At 73.3% G+C, this 16,218-nt stretch carries 17 protein-coding genes and 3 tRNA genes; 16 read left to right on the top strand and 4 right to left on the bottom strand.

Features of this window, described 5'->3' with window-relative positions; genetic code table 11:
* Positions 1–290: 290 nt before the first annotated feature.
* Positions 291–1,889: a citramalate synthase gene (cimA, locus tag GA0070215_RS15990; RefSeq protein ID WP_018786268.1), complete on the top strand. Its 1,599-nt coding sequence runs from the start codon at positions 291–293 to the stop codon at positions 1,887–1,889.
* Here the strand turns inward: cimA and GA0070215_RS29845 are convergent.
* Positions 1,844–2,122 (bottom strand): hypothetical protein, encoded by a 279-nt coding sequence (locus tag GA0070215_RS29845; RefSeq protein WP_091046843.1) that lies wholly within the window; start codon positions 2,120–2,122, stop codon positions 1,844–1,846. The genes cimA and GA0070215_RS29845 overlap by 46 nt on opposite strands.
* 278 nt (positions 2,123–2,400) lie before the next feature.
* Here GA0070215_RS29845 and GA0070215_RS15980 point away from each other — a divergent pair, with 278 nt between their 5' ends.
* The 8 genes from GA0070215_RS15980 to GA0070215_RS15945 all read left to right on the top strand — a co-directional run bounded on the left by GA0070215_RS15980 (position 2,401) and on the right by GA0070215_RS15945 (position 8,519).
* Positions 2,401–2,922 carry a hypothetical protein gene (locus GA0070215_RS15980; protein WP_091046840.1) on the top strand — a complete coding sequence of 174 codons (522 nt, stop codon included), beginning with the start codon at positions 2,401–2,403 and terminating at the stop codon, positions 2,920–2,922.
* 192 nt (positions 2,923–3,114) lie between these two features.
* Complete coding sequence (locus tag GA0070215_RS15975; protein ID WP_091046837.1) at positions 3,115–4,164, top strand: AAA family ATPase; 1,050 nt, start codon at positions 3,115–3,117, stop codon at positions 4,162–4,164.
* Positions 4,161–5,177, top strand: coding sequence for a DUF58 domain-containing protein (locus tag GA0070215_RS15970; protein ID WP_018786272.1), 1,017 nt, complete (start codon positions 4,161–4,163; stop codon positions 5,175–5,177). Before GA0070215_RS15975 ends, GA0070215_RS15970 begins: the two co-directional genes overlap by 4 nt.
* On the top strand, positions 5,174–6,133 hold the full coding sequence (locus GA0070215_RS15965; protein ID WP_091046833.1) for a VWA domain-containing protein: 960 nt from the start codon (positions 5,174–5,176) through the stop codon (positions 6,131–6,133). Before GA0070215_RS15970 ends, GA0070215_RS15965 begins: the two co-directional genes overlap by 4 nt.
* 39 nt (positions 6,134–6,172) lie before the next feature.
* A complete protein-coding gene (locus tag GA0070215_RS15960; protein ID WP_091046829.1) occupies positions 6,173–7,033 on the top strand; it encodes a S1C family serine protease in 861 nt (286 codons plus the stop codon).
* Between the two features lie 132 nt (positions 7,034–7,165).
* Positions 7,166–7,462 (top strand): hypothetical protein, encoded by a 297-nt coding sequence (locus tag GA0070215_RS15955; RefSeq protein ID WP_026268096.1) that lies wholly within the window; start codon positions 7,166–7,168, stop codon positions 7,460–7,462.
* 9 nt (positions 7,463–7,471) lie between these two features.
* Complete coding sequence (arfB, locus tag GA0070215_RS15950; RefSeq protein ID WP_018786276.1) at positions 7,472–7,897, top strand: alternative ribosome rescue aminoacyl-tRNA hydrolase ArfB; 426 nt, start codon at positions 7,472–7,474, stop codon at positions 7,895–7,897.
* A 49-nt stretch (positions 7,898–7,946) separates the two neighbouring features.
* Positions 7,947–8,519 (top strand): GNAT family N-acetyltransferase, encoded by a 573-nt coding sequence (locus tag GA0070215_RS15945; RefSeq protein WP_018786277.1) that lies wholly within the window; start codon positions 7,947–7,949, stop codon positions 8,517–8,519.
* Between the two features lie 19 nt (positions 8,520–8,538).
* Here the strand turns inward: GA0070215_RS15945 and GA0070215_RS15940 are convergent, their stop codons facing one another.
* Positions 8,539–9,423 carry a hypothetical protein gene (locus GA0070215_RS15940; RefSeq protein WP_018786278.1) on the bottom strand — a complete coding sequence of 295 codons (885 nt, stop codon included), beginning with the start codon at positions 9,421–9,423 and terminating at the stop codon, positions 8,539–8,541.
* Positions 9,424–9,457: 34 nt separating this feature from the next.
* Positions 9,458–10,915 carry a hypothetical protein gene (locus GA0070215_RS15935; RefSeq protein WP_091046825.1) on the bottom strand — a complete coding sequence of 486 codons (1,458 nt, stop codon included), beginning with the start codon at positions 10,913–10,915 and terminating at the stop codon, positions 9,458–9,460.
* 200 nt (positions 10,916–11,115) lie between these two features.
* Here GA0070215_RS15935 and GA0070215_RS15930 point away from each other — a divergent pair, with 200 nt between their 5' ends.
* From GA0070215_RS15930 to GA0070215_RS15915, 4 genes are all read left to right on the top strand, one after another.
* Positions 11,116–11,919: a fumarylacetoacetate hydrolase family protein gene (locus tag GA0070215_RS15930; RefSeq protein ID WP_081635945.1), complete on the top strand. Its 804-nt coding sequence runs from the start codon at positions 11,116–11,118 to the stop codon at positions 11,917–11,919.
* 107 nt (positions 11,920–12,026) lie between these two features.
* Positions 12,027–12,098, top strand: a tRNA-Gln gene (locus tag GA0070215_RS15925).
* Between the two features lie 76 nt (positions 12,099–12,174).
* A tRNA-Glu gene (locus GA0070215_RS15920) sits at positions 12,175–12,247 on the top strand.
* Between the two features lie 150 nt (positions 12,248–12,397).
* Positions 12,398–12,470: transfer RNA gene (locus tag GA0070215_RS15915), tRNA-Glu, on the top strand.
* A gap of 79 nt (positions 12,471–12,549) precedes the next feature.
* Here GA0070215_RS15915 and GA0070215_RS15910 read toward each other — a convergent pair.
* Positions 12,550–13,236, bottom strand: a complete 687-nt coding sequence (locus GA0070215_RS15910) for an IclR family transcriptional regulator (protein WP_013284529.1) — start codon at positions 13,234–13,236, stop codon at positions 12,550–12,552.
* 49 nt (positions 13,237–13,285) lie between these two features.
* On the opposite strand from GA0070215_RS15910, the gene leuC reads away from it, so the two are divergent.
* The 3 genes from leuC to GA0070215_RS15895 all read left to right on the top strand — a co-directional run bounded on the left by leuC (position 13,286) and on the right by GA0070215_RS15895 (position 16,094).
* Positions 13,286–14,728, top strand: a complete 1,443-nt coding sequence (gene leuC / locus GA0070215_RS15905) for a 3-isopropylmalate dehydratase large subunit (RefSeq protein ID WP_091046822.1) — start codon at positions 13,286–13,288, stop codon at positions 14,726–14,728.
* Positions 14,729–14,743: 15 nt separating this feature from the next.
* The gene (leuD, locus tag GA0070215_RS15900; protein ID WP_091046820.1) at positions 14,744–15,331 is read left to right on the top strand and encodes a 3-isopropylmalate dehydratase small subunit; all 588 of its coding nucleotides are present in this window, start codon (positions 14,744–14,746) and stop codon (positions 15,329–15,331) included.
* A 160-nt stretch (positions 15,332–15,491) separates the two neighbouring features.
* A complete protein-coding gene (locus tag GA0070215_RS15895; protein ID WP_018786283.1) occupies positions 15,492–16,094 on the top strand; it encodes an HU family DNA-binding protein in 603 nt (200 codons plus the stop codon).
* The last annotated feature ends 124 nt before the right edge of the window (positions 16,095–16,218 follow it).

Below are 16,218 nucleotides of genomic sequence, written 5' to 3'. Positions count from 1 at the left end.
AGCACCGCCGGGCCAGTAAATGGATCTGTTCAAGATTCTTCCGCAGCCCCGTTCGTGCTCGTGGCGGGCGTGCCCGGGTGTGAAGACGATCACCGTGCCGGTCGTCGTCCCGGAATATGGATTTCGCCTCCCAGATCCGGGGGCGAGGTGGCAGAGTACGGGTCGTGACCAGCTTCGTCCTGATCATTAGCAGCTAGCGCGCCGGCCCTTCCCCCGCCGAGCGCGCAGACCTCCCGCATCCGCGGGGGGTCTTTTTGTTTGCTCCCCCAGGGCACGAGAAGAGGACTCCGATGACGTTCCAGGTGTACGACACGACGCTGCGCGACGGCGCGCAGCGCGAAGGGCTCACGTACTCGGTGGTCGACAAGCTGGCGGTGGCCCGCCTGCTGGACGACCTGGGAGTCGGCTTCATCGAGGGGGGCTGGCCGGGTGCGGTGCCGAAGGACACCGAGTTCTTCCGCCGCGCCCGCACCGAGCTGGAGCTGCGGCACGCGATCCTGGTCGCCTTCGGGGCCACCCGCAAGGCCGGCCTCGCGGTCGAGGACGACCCGCAGGTGCGTGGCCTGCTCGACGCGCAGACCCCGGCCGTGGCCCTGGTCGCCAAGGCGGACCTGCGGCACGTGGAGCGGGCGCTGCGCACCACCGCCGAGGAGAACCTCGCCATGATCCGCGACACCGTGTCGTACCTGGTGGCGCAGGGCCGGCGCGTCTTCGTCGACGGCGAGCACTGCTTCGACGGGTTCCGCTTCGACAGCGGCTACACCTCCGCCGTCGCGGAGACCGCGCTGGCCGCCGGTGCCGAACGCTTCGTGCTCTGCGACACCAACGGCGGCATGCTGCCCTCCCAGGTCACCGCCGTGATCGAGGACCTGGTGGCGCGGACCGGGATCGCGCCGGACCGGCTCGGCATGCACGCGCAGAACGACACGGCCTGCGCGGTCGCCAACACGATCGCCGCCGTCGAGGCGGGCGTCCGGCACGTGCAGGGCACCGCCAACGGGTACGGCGAGCGCCCCGGCAACGCCGACATCTTCGCGATCGTCGCCAACCTCCAGCTCAAGCTGGGCATGCCCGTCCTACCGGACGGCTGCCTGGAACAGATGGTGCGGGTCTCGCACGCCATCTCCGAGATCGCCAACATCGCCCCCGACACCCACCAGGCATACGTCGGGGCCGCCGCCTTCGCTCACAAGGCGGGGCTGCACGCGAGCGCGATCAAGGTCGACCCGTTGCTCTACAACCACGTGGAACCCGCAGTGGTGGGCAACGACATGCGGATCCTGGTGACCGAGATGGCCGGCCGGGCCAGCATCGAGCTCAAGAGCCGCGAGCTCGGTCTGGACCTGGCCGGCCATCCGGACGCCCTGTCCCGGGTGACCGGGCGGGTGAAGGAGCTGGAGGCCGACGGCTGGTCGTTCGAGGCCGCCGACGCCTCGTTCGAGCTGCTGGTCCGCTCCGAGCTGCCGGACGCCGCGCCGGCCCGGCCGTTCACGCTCGAGTCGTACCGGGTGATCGTCGAGCACCGCGAGGACGGCGCCGTGGTCTCCGAGGCGACTGTGAAGATCCGGGTACGCGGCGAGCGGGTGATCGCCACCGCCGAGGGCAACGGCCCGGTCAACGCGCTGGACGAGGCGCTGCGGGTGGGACTGGCCCGGCACTACCCGGAGCTGCGCGACTTCGAGCTGGCCGACTACAAGGTGCGCATCCTGGAGGGCAGCCACGGCACCGGCGCGATCACACGCGTGCTCGTGGAGACCGCCGGCGCCGGCCGCGACTGGACCACTGTGGGCGTGCACCCGAACGTGGTCGAGGCGAGCTGGCACGCCCTGGTCGACGCGCTCACCTACGGCCTAGACCGGGCCCGGGTGCCGGGCGCGAGCGCGGCCTGACTCATCCGGCGGGCAGGCGTAGCTCGGCCAGCAGTGCCCGGTGGTCGCGCCACCGCCTCCACCGGGGCCACGGCGGCGACGTACGGCGTGAACGCGATCGCCGGCACCAGCGGACCGCGTTGCTGTCCGGTCAGGCGCACCGGCGCCCACGCGGCCACCGGCGCGACGGCGAGCCAGCACGCGACGGTGGCCGGGCGACCGCCCCGGGTGCCCGCCCGGGTCATGGTGATCATGATGGTCAGGCTGCCTTGCCGAGGGGTGGCGACGCCCCTCCGAAATGGTTTCGTGAATTGTTTCTCACAATTTCTGGCGCCTTTTCTGGGCCCGTCGGTCAATCAATGACGCTATTGACCGCCTGCATTTTCCGGTGCTAGGTTCCACCTGGTTGAGAAGTCGCGACTCTCTGTAGTAAGGCCAGCTCACAAGCGGTGCGCTCCCGGCGGATACCCGATGATCCGCAACGTGACACGCGCAGTCGCCGTATCGCCACGGTCTACCAAGGGAGAGATTCATGGCCACATTCTTCAAGCGGAAGGCGACGGTAGTGGCGCTCGCCGCGCTGTCGCTCACCCTGGCCGGCGGCGGGATCGCCGCCGCCGCCCAGTCGGAGGCGAGGCCGCAGCCCGGCCCCCGGCACTCCTCGGCGCAGCCGCCGGTGACCGTCGCCGAGCGGCAGGCCGCCCGCACCGCCATGCGGGCCACCCTGGCGCCACCGGCCCCCGGCCAGGTCGCCTGGGCGGTCGTCGCGGCCAACGGGACGCTGCTGCAGCACTCCGGCAACGTGGTCTCCTCGTTCCGGTTCACCCCCGGCCCGGGCGTGACCGCCGGGCAGTACCAGGTGCTGTTCGACTACAACGTGTCCGCGAAGGCGTACGTGGCGACCATCGGCACGAACGACCCGGCGAACGTGCCGCCGGGCGGCGAGGTGTCGGTCGCGCCTCGCACGCTGACCCCGAACGCGGTCTTCGTGCAGACCCGCAACTCCACCGGCGGCGCCTCGGACCGGCCGTTCCACATCCTGGTCGCCAACTGACCCGTCCGGCCCCGCACCGGCCCCCGCGCAGGCGGGGGCCGGTGTCGTGTTCCGTGCCGATCCGGCCGGTGCCGCGCCAGTTCGTGCCGTTCGGCCCCGGCTGGGGAGAAGCTGCCGGTCCGGCCCGCCGACCACCGCCCAGGGACCGATAATCCGACGTTTGTCGCCGCTCCGGCACGGGAAGCAAGCACCGTGACGGACATCTCGGACACCCCGGCCAGCGTGCTCAGCCCGGTCGACGCCGACGCGAGCGGCGTCGAGCTGGAACAGACCCTCGTCGAGGTCAAACGCGTGATCGTCGGGCAGGATCGGCTCGTCGACCGCCTGCTCACCGCCCTGGTCGCCGACGGGCACTGCCTGCTGGAGGGCGTACCGGGGGTCGCCAAGACGCTGGCGGCGCAGACGCTGGCCACAGTGGTCGGTGGCACGTTCTCCCGGATCCAGTTCACCCCCGACCTGGTCCCCTCCGACATCGTCGGCACCCGCATCTACCGCGCCTCCACCGAGCGGTTCGACGTGGAGCTGGGGCCGATCATGGCGAACCTGGTGCTCGCCGACGAGATCAACCGGGCTCCGGCCAAGGTGCAGTCGGCGCTGCTCGAGGCGATGGCCGAGCGGCAGGTCTCCATCGCCGGCCGGAGCTGGCCGGTACCGGACCCGTTCCTCGTCCTGGCCACCCAGAACCCGATCGAGTCCGAGGGCGTCTACCAGCTCCCCGAGGCGCAACGCGACCGCTTCCTGATGAAGGTCGTGGTCGACTACCCGAGCGACGCCGACGAACTGGCCATCCTCTACCGGATGAGCACCGAGCGCCCCGCCGCGCGCACCGTGCTCGACCCGAACCGGCTGCGTGAACTCCAGCGCCGCGCCAGCGACGTGTTCGTCCACCACGCGCTCGCCGAGTACGTGGTCCGCCTCATCCTCGCCACCCGCGACCCGGAGCGCTTCGGCCTGCCCGACGTCACGCCCCTGCTGGCGTACGGCGCCAGCCCCCGGGCCACGCTCGGCCTGGTGGCAGCCGCCCGCGCCCGGGCGCTCATCCACGGCCGGGACTACGTGCTCCCCGAGGACATCCGGGAACTGGCGGTGGACGTGCTGGCCCACCGGCTCGTGCTCTCCTTCGACGCGATCGCCGACGGGATCTCCGGCGAGGACGTGGTGCGCCGCGTGATCGAGGCGGTGCCGCCACCCCGACTGGTGAACGGGCCGACGGAGACGGTGAACGACCTGGCGGCGGCATGACCGGCGCAGCCGGACCCGGGCTCGCCGATCTCGCCCCGGACCAGCGGCTGCGCCGGTTGGAGCTGACGGTGACCCGGCGGCTCGACGGCCTGCTGCACGGCCGGTACCGCGGCCTGCTGCCCGGTCCCGGCAGCGAGGCGGCCGGCAGCCGCGAGTACCGCCCCGGCGAGGACGAGGTACGCCGGATGGACTGGGCGGTCACCGCCCGGACCACAGTCCCGCACGTCCGCGAGGTCGACGCCGACCGGGAACTCACCACCTGGCTGCTCGTCGACGCCAGCCCCAGCATGGAGTACGGCACGTCCACGCTGGACAAACGTGAACTGGCGGTGGCCGCCGTGGCGGCTGTCGGCTTCCTCACCGCCGGAGTCGGCAACCGGCTCGGCGCCCAGGTGCTCACCCCGGACGGGCTGCGCCGGTTCCCGGCCCGCAGCGGGCGTACCCATCTGCTCGGGCTGCTCCGCGCGCTGCTCGGCGCCCCGCGTACCGGAGAACTGCCGGACCCCGGCGGCGCGGGCGTGGCCGGCGCGGACCGGCGGGACGCGGCGTCCGGCCTGGCCGACGGGCTGGACGGGCTTCAGCGCGTCGCCACCCGGCGCGGGCTCGTGGTGATCGTCTCCGACTTCCTCGACGAGCTGCCCGACGACCCGGACGCCGCGCCGCCGCCGTGGGCCGCCGCGCTGCGCCGCCTCGCGGTACGGCACCAGGTGCTCGCGGTCGAGGTGACAGACCCGCGCGAGCTGGACCTGCCGGACGTCGGCCTGGTCACGCTCGTCGACCCGGAGAGCGGCCGGCACCGCGAGGTGTGGACCGGCGACCCGGGCCTGCGTGAGCGGTACGCGCGCGCCGCCGCCGAGCAGCGCGACCAGGTACGCCGCACGCTGCGCCGGGCCGGCGCGACCCACCTGGCGCTGCGTACCGACCGGGACTGGTGCGCGGACGTCGTCCGGTACGTGCACGAGCAGCGCCGGCTGGCCACCGTGCCGGCCGCGACCCGCGGAGGTGTCGCATGACCTGGCAGTCACCCGCCCGCCTCTGGCTGCTGCTCGCCGTCGCCGCGCTGGTCGCCGGCTATCTGGTGCTGCAACGGCGGCAGAGCCGGTACGCGGTGCGTTTCACCAACCTGCGCCTGCTCGACCGCGTCGCCCCGCGCCGACCGGCCTGGCGGCGGCACGTCCCGGCGGGCCTGTTCCTCGCCATGCTGGCGTTGCTCGTGGTCGGCTTCGCCCGGCCCGAGGCGGAGGTGCGGGTGCCCCGGGAGCGGGCCACCGTGATGGTCGCGGTGGACGTCTCCACCTCGATGCTCGCCGGTGACGTGGACCCGGACCGGCTGACCGCGGCCAAGGAGGCGGGCCGGCGGTTCGCCGACGGGCTGCCGGACGAGTTCAACGTCGGCCTCGTCGCGTTCGCCGGCAGCGCGGCCGTGCTCGTGCCGCCGAGCACCGACCGGGAGGCGCTGCACGACGGCATCGGGCGGCTGGCCGAGGGCATCACCGGCGTGCAGGGCACCGCCATCGGCGAGGCGATCAGCACCTCGCTGGGCGCGGTCAAGAGCCTGGACGCTACCGCCGCCAAGGATCCGCCGCCGGCCCGGATCATCATCCTGTCCGACGGCGCGAACACCTCCGGCATGGACCCGATGGAGGCCGCCGACCAGGCGGTCGCCGCGAAGGTGCCGGTGCACACCATCTCGTTCGGCACACCCGGCGGCTCGGTCGACCGGGGCGGCCGGGCGATCCAGGTGCCGGTGGACGGCCAGACGCTGCGAGCGGTCGCCGACCAGACCGGCGGCGGCTTCCACGAGGCGTCCACCACCGCCGAGCTGAAGGACGTCTACGAGGACATCGGCACCTCGGTCGGCTACCGCACCGAGCGGCAGGACGTGTCGGCCCGCTTCATCGGCCTCGGGCTGGTCCTGGCGATGGGCGCCGCGGCCGGCTCGCTGCGGTGGTTCTCCCGGCTGCCCTGATCCGCACACCACTACCGCACGACACGTGAGGAGCCAGGAATGGCAGTGCAGACCGGACTCGGCGAGCCACGCGGACCGTGGTTCGTCTCGCCGGAACTGGACCCGGACGGGCGCGGTCACCGGGACGTACCCGGCGGTGGGCCGGAGGCCGGGCGGCGGAACCTGCGGCACCGGCTGCTGAGCGTGGCGGCGGTGGTGGCGCTCTCCACCGTCTCCGGCGCGGCGGCCGGCACCTGGGCGGCCGACCGGGGCGCGCCGGGACCGGCGGCGGCGTCCGCCGCGCCGGTGCCGGCCGAGCTGGTAACCGCCGCCGGCAAGACGGTGCCCGGGGTGGTCTCGGTGCTGGTCGGGGGCCGCTCCGGCGCGTCCGCGTCCGGCTCCGGATTCGCCATCGACAACGAGCAGCACATCGTCACGAACGACCACATCCTGGCCCGGGGCGGTTCCGGCGCGGTCATGGTGGAGACCTCGGACGGGCGGCGGTTTCCGGCCGAGGTGGTGGGCCGGGAGCCGGCCAGCGACCTCGCCGTGCTGAAGGTGCCCGCGTCGGCCGGGTTGCCGCCGTTGCCGCTCGCAAAGGCGAACTCCACGAGGGTGGGGGAGCCGGTGCTCGCGGTCGGGTCGCCGCTCGGGCTCGCCGGGACGGTCACCGCGGGCATCGTCAGCGCGCTCAACCGGCAGGTGCGGATCGGCAACGGCCGGCACACGGCGGTGCAGACCGACGCCTCCATCAACCCGGGCAACTCCGGTGGTCCGCTGGTGAACGCGCGCGGTGAGGTCGTCGGCGTGAACACCGCGATCGCCACCATCGACGGCAACGGCTCGATCGGCATCGGCTTCGCCATCCCGATCGACCAGGTCCAGCAGAGCGCCGACACCATCATCGGCAAGGGCGGTTGAGCCGCCGGGCGCGGTCGCCCCATCCGGCGACTGACCTGCACAGGAGCCGCAAGATCGGTGCGAAGTGTCGGATATCCGGCGTGGGATCATCGGGGCATAGAAATATCACGCTGAGTATGAATACTGGCGGAGGTGGAGCAAGCTGTCGTCGCGGCCCTCCTCGTGGTGGGCCTGATCATCGGCGCCGGTGTCGGCGCGTCCTACGCACGTGCGAAGCGCGGCTGGACGGACTACCAGACCATCCGGACCAGCGTCCCCGGCGCCCGGCGCAACGCCTGGCTCGCGATCCGGGGCGTGGCCGTCAAGCTCGCGGTGATCGCCCTGCTGCTCGTCGGCGCGGCCGCCTACGCGGCGTCCGGCGGCGACGAGGAACGAGCCGATCCCACCCCGGGCGTCACCCCCACCCCGAGTCACCGCGCCGGGCGCTAGCCTCGGGGAGTGGACGACGGACTGCGGGTCACCGATCGGCTCGTGGTGCCCGCCGGCGAGCTGCGGGAGCGGTTCTCCCGCTCGTCGGGGCCGGGCGGGCAGGGAGTCAACACCACCGACTCCCGGGTGGAGCTGAGCTTCGACCTGGGCGGCTCGCCGAGCGTGCCGGAGACGCTGCGGGAACGGGCGCTGGCCCGGCTCGCCGGCCGCCTGGTCGGCGGCGTGCTGACGGTCACCGCCAGCGAGCACCGCGCCCAGCTGGCCAACCGGGAGGCGGCCCGCGAGCGGATGGCCGCGCTGCTGCGCGAGGCCGTCGCCCCGCCGCCGAAGGCGCGCCGGGCGACCCGCCCGTCCCGTGGCGCCAAGGAGCGTCGCCTGGCCGAGAAGAAGCGACAGTCCCAGCGCAAACGCGACCGCCGGGTGGACGGCGACTGACCGAAAACCCGTTGAGCAGCCGAGCGCGCCGACCGGAGAATTCCCCGTCGTGATCGACTTCTCCGTCAAGCCCACGCTGACCGGCGAGCGGGTGGTGCTGCGCCCGTTCCACGACGACGACCTGCCGGCGCTGGCCGAGATCCTGGCCGACCCGGAGGTGGCCCGGCTGACCGGCAGCCCGGCCGGCGAGACGTTCGAGCCGTCCCGACTGCGGGCCTGGTACGGCACCCGCAACAGCCAGGACGACCGGCTCGACCTCGCGGTGGTGGACCGGGCAAGCGGCGCCTGCGTCGGCGAGGTGGTCCTCAACGAGTGGGACCGGGCCAACGCGAGCTGCAACTTCCGCACCCTGATCGGCCCCGGCGGGCGCGACCGCGGCCTCGGCACCGAGGCGGTCCGGCTGATCGCCGGGTACGGCTTCGAGCAGCTCGGCCTGCACCGCATCGGCCTGGAGGTGTTCGCGTTCAACCCGCGTGCCCGGCGCGCCTACGAGAAGGTGGGCTTCGTCGCGGAGGGGACGCTGCGCCAGGTGCTGCGTGACGGCGACGACTGGGTGGACGCCACGGTCATGTCGATCCTCGCCCCGGAGTGGAACCGGCACCGGGGGCACCCGGAGGGCTGAGCCGAAGCGGGCTCCGCGCTCAGCGGCGGCCGGCCGGCGCGGCCCGGTCCAGCGCCGCCAGCAGCCGGGCGCGCAACCCGGCGGCCCGCTCGGCGAACCCGCGCTGGGCGGCGGCGTACTCGGCCCGGCCCTCCGGCGTCTCCACAGGCACCGGCGGGTAGCCCAGCTCCGCCAGGTCGTACGGGCTGGCCCGCATGTCCAGCGCCCGGATCTCCCGGGCGAGCGCGAAGCAGTCCGCCACCAGCTCCGACGGCACCAGCGGCGACAGCTTGTACGCCCACTTGTAGAGATCCATGTTGGCGTGTAGGCAGCCCGGCTGCTCCAGCGCGTGCTGGCCCTCCCGGGTCGGCTGGAGCACGTTGAGCGGCCGGGCCGGCGCGGTGAAGAACCGGAACGCGTCGAAATGGCTGCACCGCACGCCGCGCTCCTCGACCACCGCCGCCGTCGCCGCCGGGCTCAACCGCAGCGGCCAGGCGTTGTGCCGTACCTGCTCCTGCGTCTGCCGGTAGACCATCGCCCACTCGTGCATCCCGAAACAGCCGAACTGCGCCGGACGTCCGGCGGTCGCCGCGAGCAGCGTACGGATCCAGGCGATCGACTCGGCGCGCCGCGCGCGTACCCGATCGGTGTCGAGGGCGAGCCCGGCGGCGCTCGTGGTGTAGTCCGGGCCGAAATCGCCCGGATCGGCGTCGCGCAGCACCACGCCCGCACCCGGGTGCCAGCGGCGCAGCTGCGCCGGGCGGTGCGAGTAGTAGGTGAACAGGAAGTCCTCCACCGGGTGCTTCACCCCGGTGCGACGGCGGGCCAGGTGCGGCGTCAGCCAGGCGTCCACCCGCGCCTCGTGGGACTGCCGGCGCGCCTGCCAGTCGGCCAGGTCGAGCGCGGGAGCGAGGGCGGCGGTCACACACCCCAGGGTACGACCGCAGCCCTCGCCCGGATCACGCCACGTCCACCCGAACGCCCGCCGAGAAGACGCCGCTGCGCAGCTCCAGCAGTTTCGGCGGCTCGTCGCCGCGCATGGTGAACACCAGCGGCAGCAGCACCCGCCGCCCGGCGGCCACCGGCTGGGAGAAGACGTCCCGGCCCAGGTTCGCCACCCGGGTCGCGTCCTCGTCGGCGGCGACCCAGTTGCCGCTGGGCAGGTACGCCCGCTGCAACTGCCCGTGCCAGGTCTGGTCCTCGTTGGTGAGGTTGCGCACCCCGACCGTGGCCAGGCACGGCCGGCCGCCGCCGGGCGCCGGTGGCAGGACTTCCGCGTCGCAGCTCACCCGGTAGACGGTGAACTCGAACGCGGTCTCGCGCAGCGGCTGGCCCAGCGCGCCGGTGACGCTGCTGCCCACCCACGCGCCGCTCGTCGGCTGCTTGGTGGTGTCCATCGCGGCCACCCGCTGCGTGGCCGACCAGGCCGCCGCGCCCACCACACCGGCGAGCACCGCCGCCGCCACGCCGACCACGAGCCAGACCGGCGGCCGGCGACGGCGGCTCGCGGGCGACGGCACGGCCGTACGCGGATAGACGGTGCCGCGTTCAGCCGGCCCGTTCCGGCCCGGCGTGCCGTTGCCAGGGCCGCCCTGGCCGGGCCCGGCTCCGCCCGGCGTGCCGAGGCCGGGCACGCCGCCTCCGGGGGCACCGGCGTGCATGGCGCCGCCTCCGGGCGTACCGGTGGGCGTCGCGGCGGTGCGCCGGCGGCGGCGCCACACCGCCCACCACACCACACCGACGGTGACCACGAGCAGCGCCGTGAACGCGGCGAGCAGCACCGGCGGCCGCCGCCAGGCCGGGGCGGCGGTGACCTGTGCCGCCGGGGCCGTCGCGGCGCCCACCCAGGTCGCCGTGGCGCAGTCGTACGGGCGGGTGCCGTCCGAGCCGTAGACGCAGGTCGGCGCGGTCACCGAGCGGCCCGGCCCGGGGATCGACAACGCGGTGTGCAGCGTGGTGGTGCTCTTCGCCGGCAGCCGCAGCCGCCAGGTCACCTCCCCGGCGCTCGTCCCGGCCGGCCGGCTGGTCCGGCCACCGCCGGTCACCGTGGTGGCCCGCGACCCGTTCGGCAGCTCCTGCCGGACCATCGTGTCGACGGGTGCCGAGCCGGCGTTGCGGACCTCGATCCGGTAGCCCGGCGCCGGTGTGCCCGACGCGCCCACGGCCACGCTGACCGGGGGCATCGACGGCCGGACCGGGGCCGGGCCGGTGGTCGGCACCGCCGGGGGCACCGCCGGCACGCCGGTCGGGATCGGGGTGGCCGCGGCGCCGGGGACGACCGCCGGTGGCGGGGCCGGACGGGCGGGTGCGGCTTCCGCGCGGGGTGCCGCCGGGGACAGCGCCGGTACGGCGGCGATGACGCCGAGGCAGTTCACGAACACTGCCAGGGCCCTCTGGTGTCGTCTCGATGCAGGCATACCAACGAACCTCCGGACCCGAAGCTATGGGCCGGGGCCCGCCGGGCGGGTACGAAGCCGCGATTCCCGCCCCGGCCGGCGCGATCACGCGTACCCTGGGCGGCTCCTGCCGGTCCGGTGCCGCCGCCCGCCGGCGAGGGGCGGCGCGCGGCCGGGCCGGTGTCCGCCGGGCGGCCCGCGGGCGGGGATAGATTGGCCGGGTGCGTATCGCTCGTTTCGCTCATGCCAAGGGAATGTCGTTCGGAGCCGTCGAGGGCGAGCCGGAGGCCGGGCCGCAGGGCCTGACCATCGCCGAGATCGAGGGCCACCCGTTCGGGCAGATCCAGTTCTCCGGTGCCCGCTGGGCGCTCTCCGACGTCCGGCTGCTGTCGCCGATCCTGCCCAGCAAGGTGGTCTGTGTCGGCCGTAACTACGCCGAGCACGCCGCCGAGCACGGCAGCGAGGTGCCGAAGGAGCCGCTGCTCTTCCTCAAGCCGTCCACCTCGGTGATCGGCCCGCGCGACGCCATCCGGCTGCCGATCTTCTCCAGGCAGGTCGAGCACGAGGCGGAACTCGCCGTGGTGATCGGCGCCCCGGGCGCCCGCCGGGCCGACCGGGCCGCCGCCGAGCGGGCCATCTTCGGCTACACCTGCGCCAACGACGTCACCGCGCGGGACCTCCAGCGCTCCGACGGGCAGTGGACCCGCGCCAAGGGCTTCGACTCGTTCTGCCCGATCGGGCCGTGGATCACCACCGGGCTCGACGTCAGTGACCTGGAGATCCGGTGTGAGGTCGGCCGCGACCCGGAGGAGATGGAGGTGCGCCAGCTCGGCCGGACCAAGGACATGGTCTTCGACGTGCCCGGTCTGGTGTCGTACATCTCGCACGTGATGACGCTGCTGCCCGGCGACGTGGTCCTGACCGGCACGCCGGCGGGGGTTAGTCCGCTCACCGAGGGGGATACGGTCACCGTGCGGATCCAGGGGATCGGGGAGCTGAGCAACCCGGTGGTCCCTGTCGCCTGATCCGCTCCGATGCCTCGTTTCCGCTGGTCAGGTGGGTTTCGAGGGGTTGGATTTGGCCTGCCGGCACCGGGAGGGTAAAGTTCATTCCCGGCGCCGCAAGGGGCCAATGGGGTATGGGGTAATTGGCAGCCCGACTGATTCTGGTTCAGTTAGTCTAGGTTCGAGTCCTGGTACCCCAGCGCAGCCGCGGGTTCGCGAGAACCCTCGGACGCTGGATTCCGGCAGCTCACGCTGGCGGAGTGCAACGAAGGTTCTGGCCCCGTCGTCTAGCGGCCCAGGACGCCGCCCTCTCAAGGCGGTAGCGCCGGTTCGAATCCGGTCGGGGCTACAGCACCGACAGCCCGTCCCGTTTCCCGGGGCGGGCTTTCTGCTGTCCGGCCCACGTGCGCAGGGGGTGACCCCCTCGGTGGCGCCGGACGGGATGCCGCTAGACTACTGCCACGCCGCCCGGCAGGGTGGTGAAGCAGGAAAAGTGCCTGGCCCCGTCGTCTAGCGGCCCAGGACGCCGCCCTCTCAAGGCGGTAGCGCCGGTTCGAATCCGGTCGGGGCTACATCCACGAACGGCCCGTCTCGCGTCCCGCGAGGCGGGCCGTTCCGCATCCCCGCCTCGCGGGACGCGAGAGGGGGCGGTCAGAGGCCGGAGAGGCGCTGGCCGGCTCGGACGACTGCCATGGCGTGGCGTTCGCCGGGGCGGCGGCCGAGGCGCTCGATCGGGCCGGAGATGCTGATCGCGGCGATCACCCGCCCGGTCCGGTCGCGGATCGGCGCCGAGACGCTCGCCACACCCGCCTCCCGCTCGGCGACGCTCTGCGCCCAGCCGCGCCGCCGTACCTCGGCCAGCGTGCGGCCGGTGAACTTGGAGCGGGGGAGCAGCGGCATGACCGCCTCCGGCGGCTCCCAGGCGAGCAGGATCTGCGCCGCCGAGCCGGCGGTCATCGGCAGCACCGAGCCGACCGGGACGGTGTCCCGCAGGCCGCTGGCGCGCTCGGCGGCGGCCACGCAGATCCGCTCGTCGGCGCGGCGCAGGTAGAGCTGGGCGCTTTCGCCGGTGGCGTCCCGTAGCGCGGCGAGCAGCGGCTCGGCGGCGGTCAGGAGCACGTCCGGGGCCGCGTTTGCGAGCTCGCCCAGGCGTGGACCCGGGCGCCAGCGCCCCTGGGTGTCCCGGACGAGCATCCGGTGGATCTCCAGCGCCTGTGCCAGCCGGTGCGCGGTGGCCCGGGGCAGCTTGGTGCGTTCAACGAGTTCGGCCAGGCTGGCGCCGTCGACACAGGCGGCCAGGATGACCACCGCCTTGTCGAGAACGCCGACACCGCTCATACTGTGTCCCACAAGCCGAAATTTACCTCCCAGAATTTAGGATGTCCAGATGGTGGGAGTCACTCGACCGAGGACCCTGGCCGAGAAGGTCTGGGACGCACACGTGGTCCGCTCCGCCGACGGCGAGCCCGACCTGCTCTTCATCGACCTGCACCTGCTGCACGAGGTGACCAGCCCGCAGGCGTTCGACGGGCTGCGCCTGGCCGGGCGCGGGGTGCACCGTACCGACCTGACGATCGCGACCGAGGACCACAACACCCCGACCGGGTACGACGACCCGGCCTTCCGTTCCCGGCGCGGCGACCTGCTCACGATCGCGGACCCCACCTCCCGCACCCAGATCGAGACGCTGCGTCGCAACTGCGCCGAGTTCGGTGTCCGCCTGCACCCGCTGGGCGACGAGAACCAGGGCATCGTGCACGTCATCGGCCCGCAACTCGGCCTCACCCAGCCCGGCATGACGATCGTGTGCGGGGACTCGCACACCGCCACCCACGGCGCGTTCGGGGCGCTGGCGTTCGGCATCGGCACCAGTGAGGTCGAGCACGTGCTGGCCACGCAGACATTGCCGCAGTCCCGCCCGAAGACCATGGCGGTGAACGTCGTCGGCGAGCTGGCGCCCGGCGTCACCGCCAAGGACCTGGTGCTCGCGCTCATCGCGCAGGTCGGCACCGGCGGCGGGCGCGGTCACATCGTCGAGTACCGGGGCGAGGCGATCCGCGACCTCTCGATGGAGGGGCGGATGACGATCGCGAACATGTCCATCGAGTGGGGCGCCAAGGCCGGCATGATCGCGCCGGACGAGACCACGTTCGCGTACCTGAAGGGGCGGCCCAACGCGCCCCAGGGCGACGACTGGGACGCGGCGCTGGAGTACTGGCGGACGCTGCCCACCGACGAGGGCGCGACCTTCGACACCGAGGTCACGCTGGACGCGAGCCGGATCACGCCGTTCGTCACCTGGGGCACCAACCCCGGGCAGGGCGTGCCGCTGGGCGCCGCCGTGCCGGACCCGGAGGAGTTCGTCACCGAGCCGGAGCGGGTCGCCGCCCGCCGGGCGCTGGAGTACATGGACCTCACCCCGGGCACTCCGCTGCGCGACCTCGCCGTGGACGTGGTGTTCGTCGGCTCGTGCACGAACGGCCGGCTGGAGGACCTGCGGGCCGCCGCCGAGGTGCTGCGCGGGCGGCGGGTCGCCGACGGCGTACGCATGCTCGTGGTCCCCGGCTCCGCCGCGGTCCGCGAGGCGGCCGAGATCGAAGGGCTGGACAGGGTCTTCACCGACGCGGGCGCCGAGTGGCGCTTCGCCGGCTGCTCCATGTGCCTGGGCATGAACCCGGACACGCTGAAGCCCGGCGAGCGCTCCGCCTCGACCTCCAACCGCAACTTCGAGGGCCGCCAGGGCCGGGGCGGTCGTACCCACCTGGTGTCCCCGCCGGTCGCCGCCGCCACCGCCGTGGTCGGCCGGCTGGCCGCCCCCGCCGACCTGTAGAAGGGCAGCCGACAGATGGACAAGTTCACCACCCACACCGGTACGGCCGTGCCGCTGCGTCGATCCAACGTGGACACCGACCAGATCATCCCCGCCGTGTACCTCAAGCGGGTGACCCGGACCGGGTTCGCGGACGGTCTGTTCAACGCGTGGCGGGAGGACCCGTCATTCGTCCTCAACGATCCAGCCCATTCGGGTGCGTCGATTCTGATCGCCGGCCCCGAGTTCGGCACCGGATCCTCCCGGGAGCACGCCGTCTGGGCGCTGCGGGACTGGGGCTTCCGGGCCGTCATCTCGCCCCGCTTCGGCGACATCTTCCGCGGCAACGCGCTCAAGGAAGGTCTCCTTCCGGTCGAGCTGGAATTGAGAGCCGTGGAAGAACTGTGGGACCTCGTGGAATCCGAGCCGGCCACGCCGATCACCGTCGACCTCGCCGCCCGGCAGGTCCACGCCGGTGACGCCACATGGGCGTTCCCGCTGGACGACCACAGTCGCTGGCGGCTGATGGAGGGCTTGGACGACATTGGACTCACCCTCCGGCACGAGGCCGAGATCGGCGCGTACGAGGCCGGCCGGCCGGCGTTCCTGCCCTCGATCGCCTGATCTCCCGCGCCATTCGCCCCCACCGGATGCACCCGGTGGGGGCGAATCCGTTGCGACACAAGGGGTTTTTTCCACCGAATGTTTGTGTCCAGGCAGCACAGGGCATACCGTGCGCGCAGAATGGCTCGCGTCGAGTCAGTTGCACAATCGGGAGGAAGTCGTGAACAAGGCCGAGCTCATCGAGGCGCTCGCCGTTCGCCTGGGGGACCGGAAGACGGCGACGGCCGCGCTCGACGCGGTTCTCGCTGAGGTCCAGGCGGCGGTCACCAAGGGCGAGAAGGTGGCGATCACCGGTTTCGGAGCGTTCGAGAAGCGCGTCCGGGGAGCCCGAACAGCGCGCAATCCGCGGACCGGCGAGGCGGTGAAGGTCAAGAAGACCTCCGTCCCGACGTTCCGGGCGGGCGCGGGCTTCAAGGAGATGGTGGCCAGCGGCAAGGTGCCCAAGGACACCGCCGCCGCGAAGAAGACCACCGGGGCCGCCAAGGCCACCGGCGGCCGGACCACCGCCGCCGCCAAGAAGACCACGGCGGCGAAGGCCACCAAGACCACCGCGACCAAGAAGGCCGCGCCGGCGAAGAAGGCCGCCGCGACCAAGACCACGGCGGCGAAGAAGACGACCGCGGCGAAGTCCGCCGCGGCGAAGAAGACCACCACCGCCAAGAAGACGACCGCGGCGAAGTCCACCGCGGCGAAGAAGACCACGGCGGCGAAGAAGGCGCCCGCGAAGAAGGCGCCGGCCAAGAAGGCCGCCACCCGGCGCTGACCGGACGGCCCACGAAAGGGCGCCCACCGTTCGCGGTGGGCGCCCTTCCGCACGGGTACGCGTTGACCGCCCGTCGTCGCGCCGCGCAGAATCGCCGTGCCGAAAACCCCGTCGGTCACGAGAA

The organism is Micromonospora marina, from assembly GCF_900091565.1.
GTDB classification, from domain to species: domain Bacteria; phylum Actinomycetota; class Actinomycetes; order Mycobacteriales; family Micromonosporaceae; genus Micromonospora; species Micromonospora marina.
The sequence above is the reverse complement of the archived record's forward strand: the minus strand, read 5'-3'. Positions and strand labels throughout refer to the sequence as shown.

Excerpts from the sequence above, each read along its gene's own strand:
- GA0070215_RS15965 (WP_091046833.1), top strand. The coding sequence starts at position 5,174 with ATGACCTGGCAGTCACCCGCCCGCCTCTGGCTGCTGCTCGCCGTCGCC.
- GA0070215_RS15970 (WP_018786272.1), top strand. The coding sequence starts at position 4,161 with ATGACCGGCGCAGCCGGACCCGGGCTCGCCGATCTCGCCCCGGACCAG.
- GA0070215_RS15980 (WP_091046840.1), top strand. The coding sequence starts at position 2,401 with ATGGCCACATTCTTCAAGCGGAAGGCGACGGTAGTGGCGCTCGCCGCG.
- GA0070215_RS15910 (WP_013284529.1), bottom strand. The coding sequence starts at position 13,236 with ATGAGCGGTGTCGGCGTTCTCGACAAGGCGGTGGTCATCCTGGCCGCC.
- GA0070215_RS15960 (WP_091046829.1), top strand. The coding sequence starts at position 6,173 with ATGGCAGTGCAGACCGGACTCGGCGAGCCACGCGGACCGTGGTTCGTC.
- leuC (WP_091046822.1), top strand. The coding sequence starts at position 13,286 with ATGGTGGGAGTCACTCGACCGAGGACCCTGGCCGAGAAGGTCTGGGAC.
- cimA (WP_018786268.1), top strand. The coding sequence starts at position 291 with ATGACGTTCCAGGTGTACGACACGACGCTGCGCGACGGCGCGCAGCGC.
- leuD (WP_091046820.1), top strand. The coding sequence starts at position 14,744 with ATGGACAAGTTCACCACCCACACCGGTACGGCCGTGCCGCTGCGTCGA.
- GA0070215_RS15935 (WP_091046825.1), bottom strand. The coding sequence starts at position 10,915 with ATGCCTGCATCGAGACGACACCAGAGGGCCCTGGCAGTGTTCGTGAAC.
- GA0070215_RS29845 (WP_091046843.1), bottom strand. The coding sequence starts at position 2,122 with ATGATCACCATGACCCGGGCGGGCACCCGGGGCGGTCGCCCGGCCACC.